Here is an 18,305-nt window from a genome sequence, read left to right as displayed (position 1 = left end):
ATGATTATCGTTTACAGTATGAGCCGGTCAAGCCGGGCGGGCCTCGTCACGGCACCGCCACACCGTCAAAAACCGCCGCTCTGCGCGGACAACGCCTGCGAAGAAGGGAAACCGTGGCTCATCTGCTGATGGTCGAGAGCTGGGTCGGAGCGATGAGCAGGCTGCTCCCACGCGCGATCCGCGAGGGCGGACACGAGTTCACCTTCCTCACCCGCGATCTGCACCACTACCTGCGCACCGCGCCCGAGGGCACCGCCCACCCCCTGCTCGGCGCCCGCCATGTGCTGACCGCCGACACCAATGACCTCGACACCCTGCTGCCGTACATCGCGCGGCTGCACCCCGCGCTCGGTTTCGACGGGGTGCTCACCTCCTGCGACTACTACCTCCCGACGGCCGCCCGGATCGCCGCCCGCCTCGGGCTGCCCGGCCCGGCGCCCGAAGCGGTCGAGAACGCCTGCCGCAAGGACGCCACCCGGGAACGGCTCGCCGCCGCGGGAGTACCCGGGCCGCGCTTCGCGGTCTGCGCGGACCGCTCCGAAGCCGCCGCCGCGGCCGCGGAGATCGGCTATCCGCTGGTGCTGAAGCCGGTCGACCTGTGCGCGGGGATGTTCGTACGACGCGTCGACGACGAAGCGGAGCTGACCCGCGCCTACCGTGCGCTCGACGCCTTTCCCGTCAACGCCCGCGGTCAGCGCAGGGCACCCCTGGTCCTCCTCGAAGGGCTGCTCCACGGCCCCGAAGTCAGCGTCGAGACCGTCACGTTCGACGGCAGCACCCAAGTGATCGGGGTGACCGACAAGAGCGTGGGCGGGGAGCCGGCCTTCATCGAGACCGGCCATATGTTCCCCGCGGCGCTGCCGGCCGCCGATGCGGCGGCCGCGCAGGAGACGGCCGTCCGGGCGATCGAGGCGCTCGGACTCGACGGCGTGGTGGCGCACACCGAGATCAAGCTGACGCCGGACGGACCGCGCCTGGTCGAGGTCAACCCCCGGCCGGCGGGCAACCGCATCACCGAACTGATCCGCCATGTCACCGGCATCGACACCGCCGCGGCCGCCGTGGACGTGGCCCTGGGACAGCGGCCCGACCTGCGCGAAAGGGAGACCGGACTGCGCAGCGCGGCCATCGGGTTCCTGGTGCCGCGGACCGTGGGCGTACTGGAGGCGGTGGACGGCGCGGACCTCGTGCGCGCGGCACCGGGAGTGCTGGAGCTCCAGCTCGCCGCGCCCGGTACGGCGGTCAAGGAGGCCGGCAGCAACAACACGTACCTGGGGCATGTCATGGCCGGTGACGCCGAAGGCCCGGCCGCGCGCCGGCGCGTCGAGTCGCTGCTGTCCGAGCTGCATCCGCGGGTGGTGAACCGGTGAACCCGATCGTCAGCCGCCCCCCGGCCGTCGACGCCCCGGCTCCTGCCGCTTCGTACGACGACCTCGTGGCCCGCGTCCTCGGCGGCGAGTTCGGGCCCGACCCGCGGACCCAGCGGATCGCCGTCGCCTTCAGCACCCGACAGGCCGTGCGCCACGAGGGCCGCGGCGGGGGCTACCGCAACGAAGTGCTGAGCCTGCGGCTCGCGGCGGCGGTCGGCTCCTGCGCGGTGGAGCCCGGTGAGCTGCCGGACACGGCCGTCGAGGACTGCGTCGGCGCGGACCTCGCCCGCCTCCTGGAGCACGAGCTGCGCCCGGTGCGGGTGGCCGCCCTCGACGCGTACCTGATGCAGGCCCGCCCGCACACGCCCGCGAACGGCGCGCGGCCCTGGTCGCTGCCGGCCGGATCGTCGCTGCGGAAGTCGCGGGCCAGGGCACGGGCCGTCACCGGCCTGGTCGACGCCGCGCCCGGCGCCCGGGTGCTCGTGATCGGCGTGGTCAACTCGCTGCTGGAGGCGCTGCGGGAGCGGGACCTGTCATACGTGCCGTGCGACCTCAAGGGAGGCACGACGGAGTGGGGCGAGCCCGTACACACCGATGCGCTCGCCGAGTTGGAGCGCTGCGACGCGGTCCTCGCCTCCGGGATGACGCTCGGCAACGGCAGCTTCGAGCCGCTGCGGGAACACGCGCTGCGGCACGGCAAACCGCTGGTGATGTTCGCCCAGACCGGTAGCGCGGTGCTGCCGCGGTTCCTGGGCTCGGGGGTGAGCGCGGTGTGTGCGGAGCCCTACCCGTTCTTCTGGCTCGACGGCGGACCGGGGCTCGTCCACCGCTACCGCGCCACGGCACCGGGAGCCGCCCGGTGACCACCGCCGTGGCCCGTCCCACCGGCAACCGGGACCTCCTCGCTCTGCTCGGCCGCACCCCGCTCGCCCGGGTCACCACCGACCTGCCCTGCCCGCACCCCGGCTTCTGGGCCAAGCTCGAAGGGCTCGGCGCGGGCGGCATGAAGGCGCGAGCCGCCGTCTCCATGCTGCTCGGCGCCAGGGAGCGCGGCGAACTGCGCTCCGGTGCGCCCGTCGTGGAGTCCACCTCCGGCACCCTCGGCATCGGCCTCGCCTTCGCGGGACAGGCGCTCGGCCACCCGGTCGTCCTGGTCGGCGACACCGAGCTGGAGCCCTCGATGCGCCGCCTGCTGCGGACCTACGGGGCCCGGCTCGAACTGGCCGACCGGCCCGCGGCCGAGGGCGGCTGGCAGGCCGCCCGGCTGGCCCGGCTGCGACACCTGCTCACCGAACTCCCCGGCGCCTACTGGCCCGACCAGTACAACAACCCCGACAACGTGGCCGGTTACGGTTCCCTCGCCGCCGAAATGGCAGCCGAACTGGACCACCTCGACGTCTTGGTGTGCAGCGTCGGCACCGGAGGCCACAGCGCCGGAGTCGTCGCCCCGCTGCGCCGGCACTGGCCGCACCTGCGGCTGATCGGGGTGGACGCCACCGGATCCACGATCTTCGGCCAGCCCGCCAGGGCCCGGCTGATGCGCGGACTCGGCAGCAGCATCCACCCGCGCAATGTCGCCTACGACGCGTTCGACGAGGTGCACTGGGTCGGCCCGGCCGAGTCCGCCGACGCCTGCCGCAGGCTCGCCGCCGGCAACTTCGTCAGCGGCGGCTGGAGCACCGGCGCCGTCGCGCTCGTCGCCGCATGGGCCGCCCGCGTCCATCCCGGAGCCGTGGTCGCCACGGTCTTCCCGGACGGGCCGCAGCGCTACCTCGACAGCGTCTACGACGACGACTTCGCCACCGCCCACGGCCTGGACCTCGCCCGTGCCGCCACCCGGCCGGTCGAGATCCCGCACCCGCAGGCGGCGGAGGCGACCGGGTGGACCCGGTGCCGGACGGTCGCCGACCCGCTCGCGCCCCCTGCCGCGGACGGCGACCACCCGGCCCCTCCGGCCGCCCCGCTCCCCGCGACGCCCGGCCCGCGCCCCGCCCGTACACCCGCCACCGGTTCGTCCCGCCCCACCCGCCGCACCACCCGGAAAGAAGCCCCGTGAAGGTCAGTCAGCGCACCGTACGACTCGAACTCACCGAGCCGCTGCGCATATCCCGCTCCACGATGGCGGCCCGCGACGCCGTATGGCTCACCCTCGAACACCACGGCCTCCGCGGCTACGGAGAGGCCGTCACCAGCACCTACTACGGCCTGGACGCCGCCACCCTCTCCCGGCTGCTGAACGGGACGGCACGGGAACTCGCCCGCTGCGCCGGCCCCGAGAGCGCACTCGACGCCCTGCGCGCGGGCGATCTGCCCGCACCCGGCACGCCCGCGGCGGTGACCGCGGCGGTGGAGTCCGCACTGCTCGACCTCGTCGGCAAGCGCGCCGGCGTCCCCGTGCACCGGCTGCTCGGCAGCACCGGGGTGCCACGCGCCGCCACCGCCCGTACCCTCGGCATCACCTCGTGCCGCGCGGCCGCGGAACGGGCGGAGCGGCTGGCACGGCAGGGCTTCTCCGTCCTCAAGCTCAAGGCCGGTGCCCCGGACCCCGAGGACGACCTCGACCGGGTACGCGCCGTACGCCGCGCCGCGCCGCACGCCCGGCTGTTGCTCGACCCCAACGGCGCCTGGACCCCGGCCCTGGCAGCGGCCCTGCTGCCCCGCTACGCGGACCTCGGGATCGAGGCCGTCGAGCAGCCGCTCGCCCCCGGCGACCCCGAGGCACTGGCCCGGCTCGCCGCACGCTCGCCGCTCCCGGTCATCGCCGACGAGGACGCGGTCGGCCTCGACGACGCCCGGCGGCTGGCCGGCCGGGTGCACGGCATCAACGTCAAGCTCGCCAAATGCGGCGGCGTCACCGCCGCGCTGCGCATCGCCGACCTGATCGCCGGCAGCGGCACCGAGCTGATGCTCGGCTGTCTCACGGCCAGCTCCCTCGGCCTCGCCCCCGCCGTCCACCTCGCCGACCGGGCCCGGTGGGTCGATCTCGACGGTCACCTGCTGCTGGCCCACGACCCCTGGACCGGGATCGGCGGCACCGACGGCACCGTGCAGGCCGGCCGGCAACCGGGCCTCGGCGTACGGCCGATGGACAGCGGCGCACCGCCGGACGAGGCGGCAACGGGGCCGGGGGCACCCGGCGACGCGGCTCCGGAACCGGTCCGCGGTGCGGAGGCGGCGCAGTGAAGATCCGGCACGAGATGCGCCGGTTCCCGTTCGCCATCCGACTGCTGCTGGTCAACCAGCTCGGCGTCAACACCGGCTTCTATCTGCTCATCCCGTACCTCGCCGTGCACCTGGGGGAGGACCTGGGGATGTCCGCCGCGGTCGTCGGCATCGTGCTCGGCGTCCGCAATCTGAGCCAGCAAGGACTCTTCCTCATCGGCGGATCGGCCTCCGACCGGCTGGGGGCACGTGGGGTCATCATCGCCGGCTGCGCACTGCGCACCGTCGGCTTCGGGCTCTTCGCGCTCGGCGACGGCCTGGCCGTCCTCGTCGCCGCTTCCGTGCTCAGCGGGCTGGCCGGCGCGCTGTTCAACCCCGCGGTCCGCGCCTACCTCGCGCAGGAGGCGGGCGACCGCAAGGCCGAGGCGTTCGCCCTCTTCAACGTCTTCGCGACCACCGGTGCCCTGGTCGGACCGCTGCTCGGCAGCGCCCTGCTGCTCGTCGACTTCCGGGCCGCGGCCCTCACCGCCGCCGCCCTCTTCGCCCTGCTCACCATCGCCCAGGCCGTGGTGCTGCCCACCTGCACGGTCCCCCCGGCCGCGAACAGTGTCCTCGGCGACTGGCGCGAAGTGCTCGGCAACCGCGTCTTCCTGGCCTTCGCCCTGGCCATGGTCGGGATGTTCACCCTGCAGAACCAGCTGTATCTGCTGCTGCCCGACGGCGCCCGGCGGGCAACCGGCTGGGACGGCGCGGCCGGCCTCGTCTTCCTCGTCGGCACCGTCGCCAACCTCTCGCTCCAGATGCGGATCACCCGCGCCCTCAAGGGACGCGGCGACCGGGCACGGTGGATCTGCGCCGGCCTCGCCCTGATGGGACTCGCCTTCCTCCCGCCGATGGCCGTCGCCGGCCCGGCCCCGCCGCCCGAGGGCTTCGGCGCCGCCGCGCTGCACGCACTGCCCGTGCTGGCCGGGGTGCTGCTCCTCTACCTCGGCGTGATGATCGCCCAGCCGTTCGTGCTGGAGCTGATCCCCGCCTTCGGCCGCGCCGAGCTCACCGGCACCTACTTCGGGCTCTTCTACGTGGTCTCCGGCATCGCCGCCGCGGTGGGCAACACCGTCGTCGGCCGGGCCATGGACACCGGGGAGCACACCCGTACGCCGTGGCTGCCCTGGGCGTGCTGCCTGGCCTTCGGGCTCCTCTCCGCCGCCGGGGTCGCCTGGCTGCACCGCCTGCGGGGCCTGCCGGGACGAACCACCGGGGAGCCGGCGACGCCGACGACGGCCACGACCGCGGGAAGGGCGTGACACCACCCATGGAACCCCGGACGAGCCACGAGAACCTCCTGACCGACAACCCGGCACTCTACGAGGCACGCTTCCCCGACGCCGACCGCCTGGCCGGCCGCTGGGCCGAGGACTGTCTACGACGGCACGGCGCGGGAAACCGCGTGCTGGACCTCGGCTGCGGCACCGGCCGCGACGCCGCCCATCTGCACGCGGCGGGCCGTACGGTCGTCGCGGCCGACCTCTCCGACGCGATGCTCGCGCACGCCCGCACCCACCACCCCGGACCGGACTACCTCCGCGCCGACCTGCGGGGCTTCGACCTCCCCCACGAGCCCTTCGACGCCGTCGTCTGCCTGGACAGCGCCCTGCTCTACTGCCACACCAACGCCGAGCTCGACGGCTTCCTCGCCTCCTGCCGGCGCAGCCTCGCACCCGGCGGGCTGCTGGTGGCCGAGATGCGCAACGGCGCCTACTTCCTCGGCCGCACCGACCTGCTCGACACCCCGGCCGTCAACGGCTTCACCTGGCAGGGCACCGCCTACACCTCCACCACCACGCTGTCCCTCGACCGCACCGCCCAACTCCTGCGCCGCACCCGCATCTGGACCGCCGACGACGGCACCGCGCCGCACGAGCAGCGCTCCGCATGGCGGCTGCTCTTCCCCCAGGAACTGCGCCGTCTCCTCGCCGCGCACGGCTTCGAGACGCTCGACCTGTACGACGGGCCGGGGCCCCGGACAGCACCGGCCTGGCAGGAGGGCGCCGCCCCCGGAACGTCCGCCGACCGGGACCGGCTCCACCTCGTCGCCCGGCTGACCGGGCTCGGCTGACGCCCCGTTCGCCGCTCCCTCGCCCCGTCCCCGCCCTCCCCGCACACAGCAAGGAAACCGCCATGTACGACGGTCCCCTCCACGACCCCCGCTTTCCCGGTCTGCGCCGCCGCGGCTTCCTCGCCGCGGCCGGCGGCGCGGCCGGACTCGGCGCGCTGGCGCTCGCCGGATGCGCAGGCCCCTCCGGCGACACCGCCGGCGGGGGAGGCAGCCCGCGGCGCGGCGGGAAGCTGCGCGCCGCGTTCGCCGGAGGCGGCGCGAGCGAGACCCTCGACCCGCACCTTGCCGCGCTCTTCGCCGACGCCGCCCGCGCCAAGGCCCTCTTCGACAAGCTCGCCGACTTCGGAGCCGACCTCTCCGCCGAGCCACGGCTCGCCGCGTCCTGGGAACCGAACGCCCAACTGGACCGCTGGACGGTGAAGCTGCGCAAGGCGTCCTTCCACAACGGCAAGCCGGTCACCGCACGGGACGTCCTCTACAGCTACCGCCGCATCGCCGATCCCCACAAGGCGTTCCGCGCCAAGGCCTCCCTGGAACCCCTCGACCTCGCCGCGAGCCGGGCCCCCGACGAGCGGACCGTCCAGTTCGCACTGAAGCGGCCGACCGCCGAATTCCCCAACATCCTCGCCGCGTTCGGCGCCTATATCGTCCCCGACGGCGCTCAGGACTTCGACCGGGCGCCGGTCGGCAGCGGCCCCTTCCGCTTCGTCTCCTTCACGCCCGGACGCTCCGCCCTCTTCCGGCGCAACGACACCTACTGGGACGGCGCGCCCCACCTGGACCAGCTGGAGTTCCTGGTCGCCAACGAGGAGTCCGCGCGCCTCAACTCCCTGCTGGGCGGCCAGGTCGAGTACGCCCACGAGCTGGCGCCGACGACGGCTCGCGCACACGAGGGCAAGGGACAGATCGAGATCGTACGGCTGCGCAACAGCGCGATGCAGTCGTTCGCGATGAAGACCGACCGGGCCCCGTTCGACGACAAGCGGGTGCGCGAGGCGTTCTTCCTCCTCGCCGACCGCAAGGAACTCGTCGACGGCGCGCTCTCCGGCGCCGGCGAGATCGGCAACGACCTGTTCGGCAAGGGGTACGCGTACTACGCGAACGGACTGCCGCAGCGCGAACAGGACCTGGACCGGGCCCGCCATCTGCTGAAGCAGGCCGGGGCCGAGGGACTGCGGGTCACCCTGGACACCTCCGCCGTCGCGGCCGGCTTCACCGAGGCCGCCGCCATCTTCCGCGACCAGGCGGCCAAGGCCGGAGTCCAGGTGAAGGTGGCGATGGGCAGCAAGGACAGCTACTGGCAGGACACCCTCGATGCCGGATCGCTGTGCTGCTACCGCTCCGGCGCGATGCCCATCGAGTCGCACTTCTCCCAGCGGCTGCTGAGCGCCTCCACCACCAACGCCACCCAGTGGCGGCACAAGGACTTCGACGCGCTCTACCAGCAGGCCCAGTCCACCAAGAGCCCCCAGGACCGGGCCGCCGTGTACGCGCGGATGCAGCGCCGGCTGTACGCCGAGGGCGGCTTCCTGGTCTGGGGCTTCGCCGACTGGATCCTGGGCACCGCCCGCAACGTCCGCGGGGTGGCGCACCGGGCGCCCGCGAACACGCTCGACTGGGCCCGCTTCGACAAGGTGTGGCTCGCATGACCGGCCTGCGGTCATGGCTGGTGCGCCGGCTGCTGCTCGGCGCCGGGCAGACCGTCGCGGTCGTCCTGGTCGTCTTCGCGCTGACCGAGGCGCTGCCCGGCGATGCCGCGGTGGCCCTCGCCGGTGACCAGCCCGACCCCGGGCGGATCGCCGCCATCCGGGAGACCATGCACCTGGACCGGCCGGCCTGCGAACGCCTGGGGGACTGGGCGGCCGGGCTGCTGCACGCGGACCTCGGCACCTCGCTGACCTCCGGCCGGCCGGTCGGCTCCGCCATCGGCGACGCCTTCGGGCCGACCCTCCTGCTCGCCGCGCTCACCCTGGTCCTGCTGGTACCGGCCGCCGGTGGCCTCGGCGTGCTGGCCGCCCGCCACGAAGGACGGCTCGCCGACCGGCTCATCAGCTCGGTCACCCTGGCCGTGTACGCCGTACCGGAATTCGCGTTCGGTGTGCTGCTGGTCGCGGTCTTCGCGCTGCGGCTGGGCTGGCTGCCACCGACCGCCGTGGGCTACGGCGGTGAACTGCTCGCCCACCCCGCGGCGTTGATGCTGCCGGTACTCGTCCTGCTGTCCCGGCCGGTGTGCTCGCTGACGCGTCTGATCCGCGCCGGCATGATCGATGCGCTGGCCTCGCCGTACGTCGCCCAGGCCCGCCGCTACGGCATTCCCGGCGCGCGCATCCGCTACGCACACGCCCTGCCCCATGCCCTCGGGCCCGCCGCCCAACAGCTCGCCCGTACCGTCGACTGGCTGCTGTGCGGTGTCGTCGTCGTGGAGGCCCTCTTTGTGATTCCCGGACTCGGTACCGTCCTGATGAACGCCGTGACCGAACGGGACGTCCCCGTCCTCCAGGGCCTGGCGGTCGTCTTCGGGTGCACCGCCGTTGTCCTCAACCTGGGCGCCGACCTGGTCACCCACCGCTTCGTGCCCCGGACCGGGGAGGCGGCATGATCCTGCGGAAGAACGGCCCGTGGCGCTTCTCCCTCGCCGTGCTGATCATCGCCGTACCACTGCTGCTCGCCCTGCTCGGGCCGCTGTTCGCGGGGGAGCCGGGGCCACGGGCCGCGTCCTTCACCACGGGCGGCGGCCACTGGGCCGGCACCGACTTCGTCGGACGGGACGTCTGGCGGCAGGTGCTGCTCGGCGGCCGCCCCGTGGTCCTGGCCGCGCTCGCCGCCACGGCGCTGGCCTACGCCGTGGCCCTGCCCCTGGGTCTGGCCGGTGCACTGACCCATCGCCGGTGGCTGGAAGAGCTGTTGCTGCGGCCCCTGGACATCCTGCTCGCCGTGCCGTCGCTGCTGGTGATTCTGCTGGTGGCGACGGTCCTGACGCCCGGAGCCGGCGGGCTCGCACTGCTGGTGGCGCTGGTCAACATCCCGGACGCCGCCCGGACCGTCCGGGCCGCCGTCGCGGAGGCGGCCGCTTCGCCCGCGGTCGAGGCGCTGCGGATGCAGGGCGAGACCTGGTGGCGGCTGGCCGTCGGCTACGCCGGCCGCTCGGCCCTGCGCACCCTTGCCGCCGACGCCGGGGTGCGGCTGACCGGCGTGCTCTACCTGGTGGCCACGGCCGCCTTCCTCGGCGTCGGTGCCGAACCGGACGCCGCCGACTGGGCGGTGATGGTCGACCGCAACCGGACCGGCATGTTCGTCCAGCCCTGGGCCGTCGCCCTGCCCGCCGTGCTGATCATGGCCCTGACCATGGGCACCAACCTGCTCTGCGACGCCGCCCTCGGCCGGCGCGCCCCAGGACCGCGGCCGGACCGGGCGCAGCGGTCGGACCGGGCGCGCTGCCCGGACTCTGCGCCACGGCCCGACCCCTCGTCCCGGCCGCACCCCGCAACGCGGCCCGGCCCGAGGCCTGATCACCCGTCCACCGACGCCCCGCACACAGGCGCCCAGCCCACCGGCGCCCCGGCCCCCGCGCCGCGGCGCAGCGAGAGGAGCAGTCCATGAACGCGACCGACACCGCTCAGCTCCATGACCTCTGTATCGAGACCGGCGGCCGGTCCCTCGTCGACGGGGTGAGCCTCCGGGTGCCGCCCGGCAGGATCACCGCCCTGATCGGTGCCTCCGGCAGCGGCAAGACCACCACCGGGCTCGCCCTGCTCCGCGAATTTCCGCCCGGCGCCGCGGTGACCGGCGAGGTGAGCGTCCCCGACGGCCTCATCGGATACGTACCGCAGCACCCCGCCACCGTCCTCAATCCCGCCCGGCGCGTGGCCGCCCTCCTCCAGGACATCGCCCGCCACCAGGTGCGCCACCTGCCCCGCCGCACCCGCAGTGCCGCTGCCCGCCAACGCATCCTGCACGCCCTCGCCCAGGCCCAGGTCCCCGACGGCGAAACCCTGCTGCGCCGCTACCCCCACCAGCTCTCCGGCGGCCAACAGCAGCGCATCGTCCTCGCCCAGGCCCTCCTGACCGGGGCCACCACCCTCGTCGCGGACGAACCCACGACCGGGCAGGACGCACTGACGAAGCAACAGATCGTGCGGCAACTGGCCGCCCTGGCCCGTCAGGGCCTCGCCATCCTGCTCCTGAGCCACGACCTGGAGGTCGTCCGGGCCCTGGCCGACGACGTCCACGTCCTGCGCGCCGGCCGCATCGTGGAGTCCGGCCCGCCGGAAAGGCTCTGGCGCTCCCCCCGGCACCCCTGGACCCGGACACTCCTCGCCGACACCGCGCCCGCGGAGCCGTCGGACGAGGGTCCCGCCCACCACGGCGCCGACGCACCGGACACCGCCACCCGGCACGGCGACCCCGAACACCCCCCTGCCGCCCGCGAACCCGTGCTGCACCTACGGGCCCTCACCGCCCGCCACGGCAGGTCCACCGTCCTGCACCCCGCCGATCTCCTCCTGCCGCCGGGCTGCTCGGCCCTCGTGGGCCGCTCGGGCAGTGGCAAGACCACCCTCGCCCGGTGCCTCGCCGGTCTCCACCGGACCTACGACGGAGAGATCCTGCTCGACGGGGTCGCATTGCCCCGCAGCCTCCGCGACCGGACTCGCGCACAACTGGCGGCGGTGCAGTACGTCTTCCAGGACGCCCGCGCCGCGTTCGACGAACACCGCCCGGTCCTCGACCAGGTGAGCCGCAGCGCCGTACGGCTTCGTCGGGTCCCGGCCCCCCAGGCGCTGGCCGACGCCGAGCGCACCATGAGCGCCCTCGGTCTGACCGGGGATCTCATACGACGCAAGCCCGCGGAGCTCTCCGGCGGCGAACTCCAGCGCGCCGCCCTGGCCCGCGCGCTGCTGGCCCGCCCCAGGGTCCTGATCTGCGACGAGATCACCTCAGGCCTGGATGCCGTGGCGCGCCGGACCCTGCGCACCGTCCTCCTCCGCCTCCTGGAGACCCACCCGGACCTGGCCCTGGTCCTCATCACCCATGACCGCGACACCGCGGCCCTGGCCACCCGGACCGCCGTACTCGACCAGGGCCGCATCGTCGAACAGGGCCCGACCGGGCAACTCCTCACCGACCCCCGACACCCCCTCACCGCCTCGCTGCTGCGCGCCGCACCCGACCGCGCGGGGCCCCCTCAGGGCGCACGAGGGGACCATGCGGACCCGCCCTAGTCGCGCCCACCCTCCACCAGTCGCAGGGGCAGCGACTTGAATCCATGGATGAAGTTCGACACGAGCCGCCGCGGCCGCTCGGCGACCGCCAAGGCCGGCAGCAGCCCGCTCGTCTCCTCGTACAGCACCCGCAGCTGCAGCCGGGCCAGATGCGCGCCCAGGCAGATGTGCGGGCCGTCGCCGAAGGAGACATGGGGGTTGGGGGAGCGGGCCAGATCCAGACGGTGCGGGGCCGCGAAGGCCCGTTCGTCGTAGTTCGCCGAGCCGTGGAAGACGACCACCTTGTCGCCGGCGCGTATCCGCCGCCCGGCCACCTCGGTGTCGCACACGGCGGTCCGGCGGAAGCTCAGCACCGGCGGATGCCAGCGCAGCAGCTCCTCCACACACGTGGCCGCCCCCACCGCCCCGGTGCGCAGCGCGCGGTACGCGTCCGGGTGCCGGGCCAGGGCCAGCAGGCCTCCGGGGGCCGCGCTGCGTACGGTGTCGTTGCCCGCGATGGTGAGCAGGAAGAAGAACATCTCCAGTTCGGGCGTGGCCAGTTCGTCGTCCGTGGCCAGGACGGTCATCACGTCGTCGCCCGGATGCCGTCGCTTGTGGGCGGCCAGCTCGCGCGCGAAGCCGAACATGTCCTGCAGCATCGCCGGGGACCGCGGGTCGGCGGGGCGGCCGTCCGGCCCCGCCGCGGCCGGGCCCGCTTCGTCGGGGTCCTGGTACCCGATGACGCGCCGGGTCCAGTCCAGCAGCAGTCCGCGCTCGGCGGGCGGCACCCCGAGCAGATCGGCGAGGTTGAGCAGGGCGAACTCGTCCGTGACGTCGGTGACGAGGTCGCGCACCCCGTTCCCCGTCCGCGCGGCGTCGACCGCCGAGGCCAGCAGACCACGGGCCCGCTCACGTACGGCCGTCCCGAACCGCTCGACGCGGCGCGGGGTGAACGCACGGCTGACCAGGCGCCGCAGCCGCCCGTGGTCCGGGGGGTCCTGGTTGAGCATCATGCGGCGGATGAACGGCAGGTCCGCAGGGTCGGGATCGCGGATCTGGGTGGCACCCAGATGGGAGGAGAAGGTGCCCGCGTCCTTCAGGACCCGTACGACGTCCTCATGCCGCGTGACCGCCCAGAAGCCGGGACCGGCGGGCCAGCCGAGCACCTTGTGTTCTTCCTGCCGGACCACCGGATACCGGTCGCGCAGCAGCCGGTACGCCGCGTGCGGCAGACCGTCCGCGTAGCCGCGGGGATCGAAGACGTCCGGGATCTCCGGGGCGTCCGCGGCGTGCGGGGCGTCCGGGAGATCCGGGGTGGCCGGGACGTCCGGCTGGGCCGCGCTCCCCGTCGGCACGGTCATCCGGCCTCGGTTCCGCCGCCGCTGCCGTCCGCGCGCAGGAAGTCCTCCACGGCCCGGATGAGCTCCAGCGGTGTCTCGTCCATGGCGTAGTGCCCGGCCGAACGGAGCTCGACCAGCTCGCTGTTGGCGTACCACTGCATCCATGTCGCCCGCGCCAGTTCGGCGGTCAGCGCGGGATCCAGCGCCCCGGTCACCGCCAGCGCCGGCACCGCCGAACCCTCGATCTCGGCGGCGAACGTCTCCCCGGACCAGGAATCCAGCCAGGACCGGAACGCCTTCGGATCGCTGCACCGCAGCGACCGCTGCACCATCCGGTCCAGCCAGGCGGCCGGGCGCCGCCCGCCGGTGGTGAGGTCGATGATGGCCCGTCGGTTCCCCGGGGTGTGGGCGGCCGAGGAGAACAGCTCCCACTGCTGCGGGGGCAGCGGCAGCCCGGAGGCGGGCACCGGCGAGATGCCCACGAGCCTGCGCACTCGGAGCGGGGCCGCGGCCAGTACCCGTTGGACGACACTGGCGCCCATCGAATGCCCGACCACCGAGAACCGGTCCCAGCCCAGCCGGTCGGCGAGCGCCAGCACATCGACGGCCCCCTCGCCCGAGGTGTAGGCCCCGGCCACGTCCCTCGCCTCCCCGTAGCCCCGCAGATCGACCAGCGCGTACTGGAACGCGTCCTGATCGAGATCCGGCAGGACCGGGTCGAAGGCGGACCGGTCGGCGAACCATCCGTGCACGGCGATCACTTTGTGCGATCCCCGGCCGTGCAGGACATGAGGCAGTACGAAGGAAGTCACGCGCACTCCAGGTGTGTGACGAACTTGCCGACGGCCAACGGCCACGTCCGCACCACAGTGGCCGTAACCTCCCCGCCCTGCAAGGGCGCCACGGGACCGGTGCGGCCGGTCCGAGCAGGTGTTCCCCGGGGGCGGGAGCAGCGGGTTCCCCGCACCGCGGCGACTGGCCGGAGCAGCGGGGTCCCCGCACCGCAGCGACTGACCGAGCGCCCGCCCGTCCGGCGTGGTTACGATCGACAGGACAGGTGGGGGCCGTCAGCGCATGAGGTGGACGCCGTGACCAGGCTGGTCTCCGTCAACGTGGGTCTTCCCAAGGATGTCTCCTGGCACGGGCGGACGGTCCACACGGGGATCTGGAAGAGCCCGGTCACCGGCCCCCGGATGGTGCGGAGACTGAACGTCGACGGCGACGGGCAGGGCGATCTCGCCGGGCACGGCGGCGAGATGCGCGCAGTGATGGTCTACCAGCTCGACTCCTACCGCTACTGGCAGCACGAGCTCGGGCGCGACGACTTCGTCCTCGGCCAGTTCGGCGAGAACTTCACCGTGGAGGGGCTCGCGGACGACGAGGTGTGCATCGGGGACCGCTACCGGATCGGGGACGCGGTCTTCGAGGTGACCCAGCCCCGGGTGACCTGCTACCGCGTGGGGCTGCGGATGGACGACGCCCGGATGCCCGCCCTCCTGGTGTCCCACCGGCGACCGGGCTTCTACTTCCGGGTCATCACCGAAGGGGAAGTGGAGGCCGGACAGAACATCGTCAAGATCTCCGCGGGGCCGGGCCGGATGACCGTCACCGAGGCCGACGGCCTGCTGTACCTTCCGGAGCACCCCCGCGACCGCATTGAACAGGCACTGCGCATCGACGCCCTCAGCCCGGGATGGCAGGGCGCCTTCCAGGCCCTGCTGGACCAGGCCGACCGCGGGCCCGAGGCCACCGGAGGCAATGCGGGCCTGCACGCCGAAGGTGCGGGCGCCAGGCCCGCGTGGGACGGGTTCCGTTCCCTCACCGTGGCACGGGTCGAGAGGGAGAGCCGCAGCGTGGTCTCCCTGTGGCTGGCCGCCCCCGACGGCGCGCCCCTGCCCGCCGCCGCACCCGGCCAGTACCTCACCGTGCGCCTGCGGGCCGATGCGGACGGTCCGGAGCTGGTGCGCAGCTACTCCCTGTCCGGTCAGCCGGGCGGGAACCAGTACCGCATCAGCGTCAAACAAGAGCCTCACGGCGCCGCCAGCACCCGTATCCATGCCCGTGTCCGGGCCGGAAACCGCCTGCAGGCCGCCGCGCCCCGCGGCACCTTCACCCTCGTCCCCGGGCGGACCCCCGTGATCCTCGCCTCGGCCGGTGTGGGCGTCACACCGGTCGAGGCCATGCTGCGCGCGCTCGCCGACTCCGGGACGACGCGCCATGTGTGGTGGCTGCACGGGGCGCGCAACGGCGACGATCATGCCTTCGCCGAGGAGAGCAGGCACCTGCTGGCGCAACTGCCCCACAGTCATGTCCGCATCTGCTACAGCCGCCCTGGGCCCGAGGACCGGCAGGGCACCGACTACACCGACGCCGGACACCTCTCCGCCGGACTCCTCGCCCGCCTCGGCCTGCCCGCCGACGCCGACGCCTACCTCTGCGGTCCCACGGCCTTCATGAACGACCTCACCGAAGCCCTGACGGCGGTGGGCCTGGGCCCCGGGCAGATCCACACGGAAGTCTTCGGCGCCGGCCCCGGGATCACCCCCGGCATCGCCCCCACCGCGGCCCGCCCGCCCCATCCGCCCGCCGGAGCCCCCGGAAACGGGCCCGCGGTGTCGTTCGCGCGCAGCGGTCTGACCGTCCCCTGGAAACCGGAGTACCGCACGCTCCTGGAGATGGCCGAGGCCTGCGACGTGCCCGTGCGCTGGTCGTGCCGCACCGGCGTATGCCACACCTGTGAGACCGGCCTCCTGGGCGGCAGCGTCGGCTACGACCCCGACCCCGTCGAGCCGCCCGCCGAGAGCAACGCCCTGATCTGCTGTTCACGGCCTCGCGACGACGTGGTGCTCGACCTGTGACGCGCGGGCCGCTCCGCCGACCCGGGACGGAGGTCAGCCGCCCGACAGCTTCTCCTGCAGCCAGTCGAAGACGACCTCGCAGTGCTGCTGCGGGGCCATCGGGGAGCAGTGCAACTGCGCGCCGGTGGCCGCGGTGAGCTTCACGTAGTCCTTGGGCGCCGTCAGTTTGTCGAACATCCGGCGCGGCTGCCCCGGATAGAACTGCTCGTCCTCGTAGTCGAGGACCAGCGTGGGCATCTTGATGCGGCCCACCACGTCGGTGATGTCCAGCGACTTGATGAGGGTGGCGGGGGTGTAGAAGTCGGTGAACATCCTGCCCTTGCGGGCGGCGAGCATCGCCGGGACCGAGAAGGGCTCGAAGCGTTTCTTCAGCGTCGCCACCGCGGACGGCGGCAGCTCGGGGACGACCTCGTTGTTCCAGGTGTTGTTGGTCTTCTCCTTGTCCGGCGTGAGGATCTGCCGGATCTCCGGGGGAAAGCCCAGCCAGGGCTGGAGCACGCCCGGCATCGCCACCAGCGCGGCGATCCGGTGCTCGAAGGCCGCTGCCCTGGGAGCCAGATCCCCGGCCATGCTCAGCCCGGTCAGGGCGATCTTGCCGGTGTCCACGTCCGAGCGGGCGGACAGCCAGTCGACGAGCGGCGTGACGACACTCTCCCAGCGCGGCGTGAAGACCACCTGGTCGACGAAGAGCAGCTGCCCCTGGCCGGGGCCGTCGTACACGAGGGCGTTCCAGCCGCGCTGCAGAGCCGCCGCGACGCCGTAGGTCCACATGTCGACGTTCTGCCCGTCGCTGCCGTTCGTGAGGATCACGGTGGGACGCCGCTCGCGGGAGTCGTCCGGCCGGAAGAACCACACGGGCAGCGGGGTCTTTCCGTACGGGACATGTGCCGTTACCGGTGCCGGGTCGCACAGCTCGCAGAACCTGTCCCAGGCGTCGCGCCCCGCCCGGTACAGCTGCTCCTCGCTGCCGGGGGTGTCGGAGCCTAGGACGAAGAACAGCGCCTGGGCGTAGTACTGCGCGGCCCGCAGCGCACGGAACCGGGTGGTCTGCGTCCCGGGCGTGCCGTCCCGGGGCGGCACCCGCAGCTGATCACCGAGTTTCCTGAAGGTCTCGGTGTACGACTGCGCGGAGAGACCTGCCTTGTTGACCGTGTTCACGGCGGTGAGCACCTCGCCCACCTCACCGGCGCCGTAACCCGCCGCGCCGAGCGCGAGGAGCCCGTTGAAGTTGAAGCCGGGGTCCTTGAAGAGCGTCATCGCGCCGGGCGTGGGTCCGCCCGCCGACGCGGCGGCCCACGCCGTGCGGGTGGGAGCGGGCGCCGACCCCGGCGCGGTGCAGCCGGCGGTCAGCACGGCCCCCGCCCCGCCGACGAGGCCGGCAAGGGTGGCGCGGCGGGTGGGGCCGGACGCGGGATCCGCCGATACGTAGGTCATGCCAACCGAACGTACGAGCCGCGCCCCCGGGCCTCTCCCACCGACACCCGCCGTTCCCCCGAACGGCACGTCACACAGCCCTGCGTTCGTCGGCTTCCCGCAGACGCTTGCCCCGTCTGCCCGTCACCGCTTTGACCGGGATCAGCACCAACCACCAGAACTTCGCGTCCGTCGGGGAGACGAAGGCGAGCGGTACGGCGATGGCGAAGACCACCACCGTGGACCCGAGGTCGACCACATCGTTGCGGGCGATGGGATCGGGCACCGGCGCGCTCCCCAGCCAGGGGCGTTTCCACAGCACGGCCGTCAGTGCGAGCTCCGTGGCCACCATGGCCGCGACGGCAGCGGAGTAGACGGCAACCGACTCGGGCTGGTCCCCGTATTCGGCGAGCATGGTGGTGGGGAAGGGCATCAGCGCCACCAGGCCCAGGCTCAGCAGTCCGAGCCTGATGACCGTCCCGTCCACTTCCCGTACGTACCGGAAGATCTGGAAGTGCCCCCGCCAGCACGCCGCGATGACCAGCAGGCTGAGGAGGTACGCCCAGACCTTGGGCATCACGTCCCCCAGCGCCCGAGTGAAGCCGGCGGAGTCCAGCCCGTCGGGCAGCTTGATGTCCAGCGCCAGCAGCGTCATCGCGATGGCGAACACCCCGTCGGACAGCGCGAGGAGCCGGCCCGCGCTCCCCTCGTCGTCCCGCACCGGCTGGTGACTGTTCACCACGCCACTCTAGGATCGACTGCCCCGCAATGCCCCGATTGGTCCCTTGGTGTGTGGTGAGTCGTGGACCCGCAGCCGAAAGGGTTGAGCCTGATGCTGATGAGGCATC

At 73.5% G+C, this 18,305-nt stretch carries 14 protein-coding genes and 1 pseudogene; 11 read left to right on the top strand and 4 right to left on the bottom strand.

All coding sequences use genetic code 11. The features are described from left to right. The first annotated feature begins 113 nt into the window (after positions 1 to 113). From Scani_RS17405 to Scani_RS17360, 10 genes and pseudogenes are all read left to right on the top strand, one after another. The gene (locus Scani_RS17405; protein WP_174872716.1) at positions 114 to 1,370 is read left to right on the top strand and encodes an ATP-grasp domain-containing protein; all 1,257 of its coding nucleotides are present in this window, start codon (positions 114 to 116) and stop codon (positions 1,368 to 1,370) included. Next, positions 1,367 to 2,233, top strand: a complete 867-nt coding sequence (locus Scani_RS17400; RefSeq protein ID WP_159476852.1) for a Rossmann-like domain-containing protein — start codon at positions 1,367 to 1,369, stop codon at positions 2,231 to 2,233. The genes Scani_RS17405 and Scani_RS17400 overlap by 4 nt, the downstream gene beginning before the upstream one ends. Further along, positions 2,230 to 3,426 carry a PLP-dependent cysteine synthase family protein gene (locus Scani_RS17395; RefSeq protein WP_281391952.1) on the top strand — a complete coding sequence of 399 codons (1,197 nt, stop codon included), beginning with the start codon at positions 2,230 to 2,232 and terminating at the stop codon, positions 3,424 to 3,426. Before Scani_RS17400 ends, Scani_RS17395 begins: the two co-directional genes overlap by 4 nt. After that, a complete protein-coding gene (locus Scani_RS17390) occupies positions 3,423 to 4,553 on the top strand; it encodes a dipeptide epimerase (RefSeq protein ID WP_159476849.1) in 1,131 nt (376 codons plus the stop codon). Before Scani_RS17395 ends, Scani_RS17390 begins: the two co-directional genes overlap by 4 nt. Next, entirely contained in the window at positions 4,550 to 5,836 is a 1,287-nt protein-coding gene (locus Scani_RS17385; protein ID WP_159476846.1) for an MFS transporter, read from the top strand. Before Scani_RS17390 ends, Scani_RS17385 begins: the two co-directional genes overlap by 4 nt. An 8-nt stretch (positions 5,837 to 5,844) precedes the next feature. Then, positions 5,845 to 6,648 (top strand): class I SAM-dependent DNA methyltransferase, encoded by an 804-nt coding sequence (locus Scani_RS17380; RefSeq protein WP_159476843.1) that lies wholly within the window; start codon positions 5,845 to 5,847, stop codon positions 6,646 to 6,648. A 62-nt stretch (positions 6,649 to 6,710) separates the two neighbouring features. Next, entirely contained in the window at positions 6,711 to 8,297 is a 1,587-nt protein-coding gene (locus tag Scani_RS17375) for an ABC transporter substrate-binding protein (RefSeq protein WP_159476839.1), read from the top strand. Further along, the gene (locus Scani_RS17370) at positions 8,294 to 9,247 is read left to right on the top strand and encodes an ABC transporter permease (protein ID WP_159476836.1); all 954 of its coding nucleotides are present in this window, start codon (positions 8,294 to 8,296) and stop codon (positions 9,245 to 9,247) included. The genes Scani_RS17375 and Scani_RS17370 overlap by 4 nt, the downstream gene beginning before the upstream one ends. Next, positions 9,244 to 10,068 (top strand): annotated as a pseudogene (locus Scani_RS17365) (ABC transporter permease subunit); the annotation flags it as partial. The gene Scani_RS17370 and the pseudogene Scani_RS17365, both read left to right, overlap by 4 nt. Before the next feature lie 176 nt (positions 10,069 to 10,244). After that, a complete protein-coding gene (locus tag Scani_RS17360) occupies positions 10,245 to 11,867 on the top strand; it encodes an ABC transporter ATP-binding protein (protein ID WP_159476830.1) in 1,623 nt (540 codons plus the stop codon). Here the strand turns inward: Scani_RS17360 and Scani_RS17355 are convergent. Both Scani_RS17355 and Scani_RS17350 read right to left on the bottom strand, forming a co-directional pair. Continuing rightward, on the bottom strand, positions 11,864 to 13,207 hold the full coding sequence (locus Scani_RS17355) for a cytochrome P450 (RefSeq protein WP_159476827.1): 1,344 nt from the start codon (positions 13,205 to 13,207) through the stop codon (positions 11,864 to 11,866). The genes Scani_RS17360 and Scani_RS17355 overlap by 4 nt on opposite strands. Then, complete coding sequence (locus Scani_RS17350; RefSeq protein ID WP_159476824.1) at positions 13,204 to 13,998, bottom strand: alpha/beta fold hydrolase; 795 nt, start codon at positions 13,996 to 13,998, stop codon at positions 13,204 to 13,206. The genes Scani_RS17355 and Scani_RS17350 overlap by 4 nt, the downstream gene beginning before the upstream one ends. Before the next feature lie 276 nt (positions 13,999 to 14,274). Between Scani_RS17350 and Scani_RS17345 the strand changes: the two genes are divergently transcribed. After that, on the top strand, positions 14,275 to 16,044 hold the full coding sequence (locus Scani_RS17345; protein ID WP_159476821.1) for an MOSC and FAD-binding oxidoreductase domain-containing protein: 1,770 nt from the start codon (positions 14,275 to 14,277) through the stop codon (positions 16,042 to 16,044). Positions 16,045 to 16,077: 33 nt separating this feature from the next. On the opposite strand, the gene Scani_RS17340 is transcribed toward Scani_RS17345, so the two are convergent. Both Scani_RS17340 and Scani_RS17335 read right to left on the bottom strand, forming a co-directional pair. Further along, positions 16,078 to 17,478 carry an alpha/beta hydrolase family protein gene (locus Scani_RS17340; protein WP_159476818.1) on the bottom strand — a complete coding sequence of 467 codons (1,401 nt, stop codon included), beginning with the start codon at positions 17,476 to 17,478 and terminating at the stop codon, positions 16,078 to 16,080. 70 nt (positions 17,479 to 17,548) lie between these two features. Continuing rightward, a complete protein-coding gene (locus Scani_RS17335; protein ID WP_371872353.1) occupies positions 17,549 to 18,196 on the bottom strand; it encodes a TMEM175 family protein in 648 nt (215 codons plus the stop codon). Positions 18,197 to 18,305: the final 109 nt, after the last annotated feature.

Source organism: Streptomyces caniferus (genome assembly GCF_009811555.1).
Lineage (GTDB): Bacteria > Actinomycetota > Actinomycetes > Streptomycetales > Streptomycetaceae > Streptomyces > Streptomyces caniferus.
The sequence above is the reverse complement of the archived record's forward strand: the minus strand, read 5'-3'. Positions and strand labels throughout refer to the sequence as shown.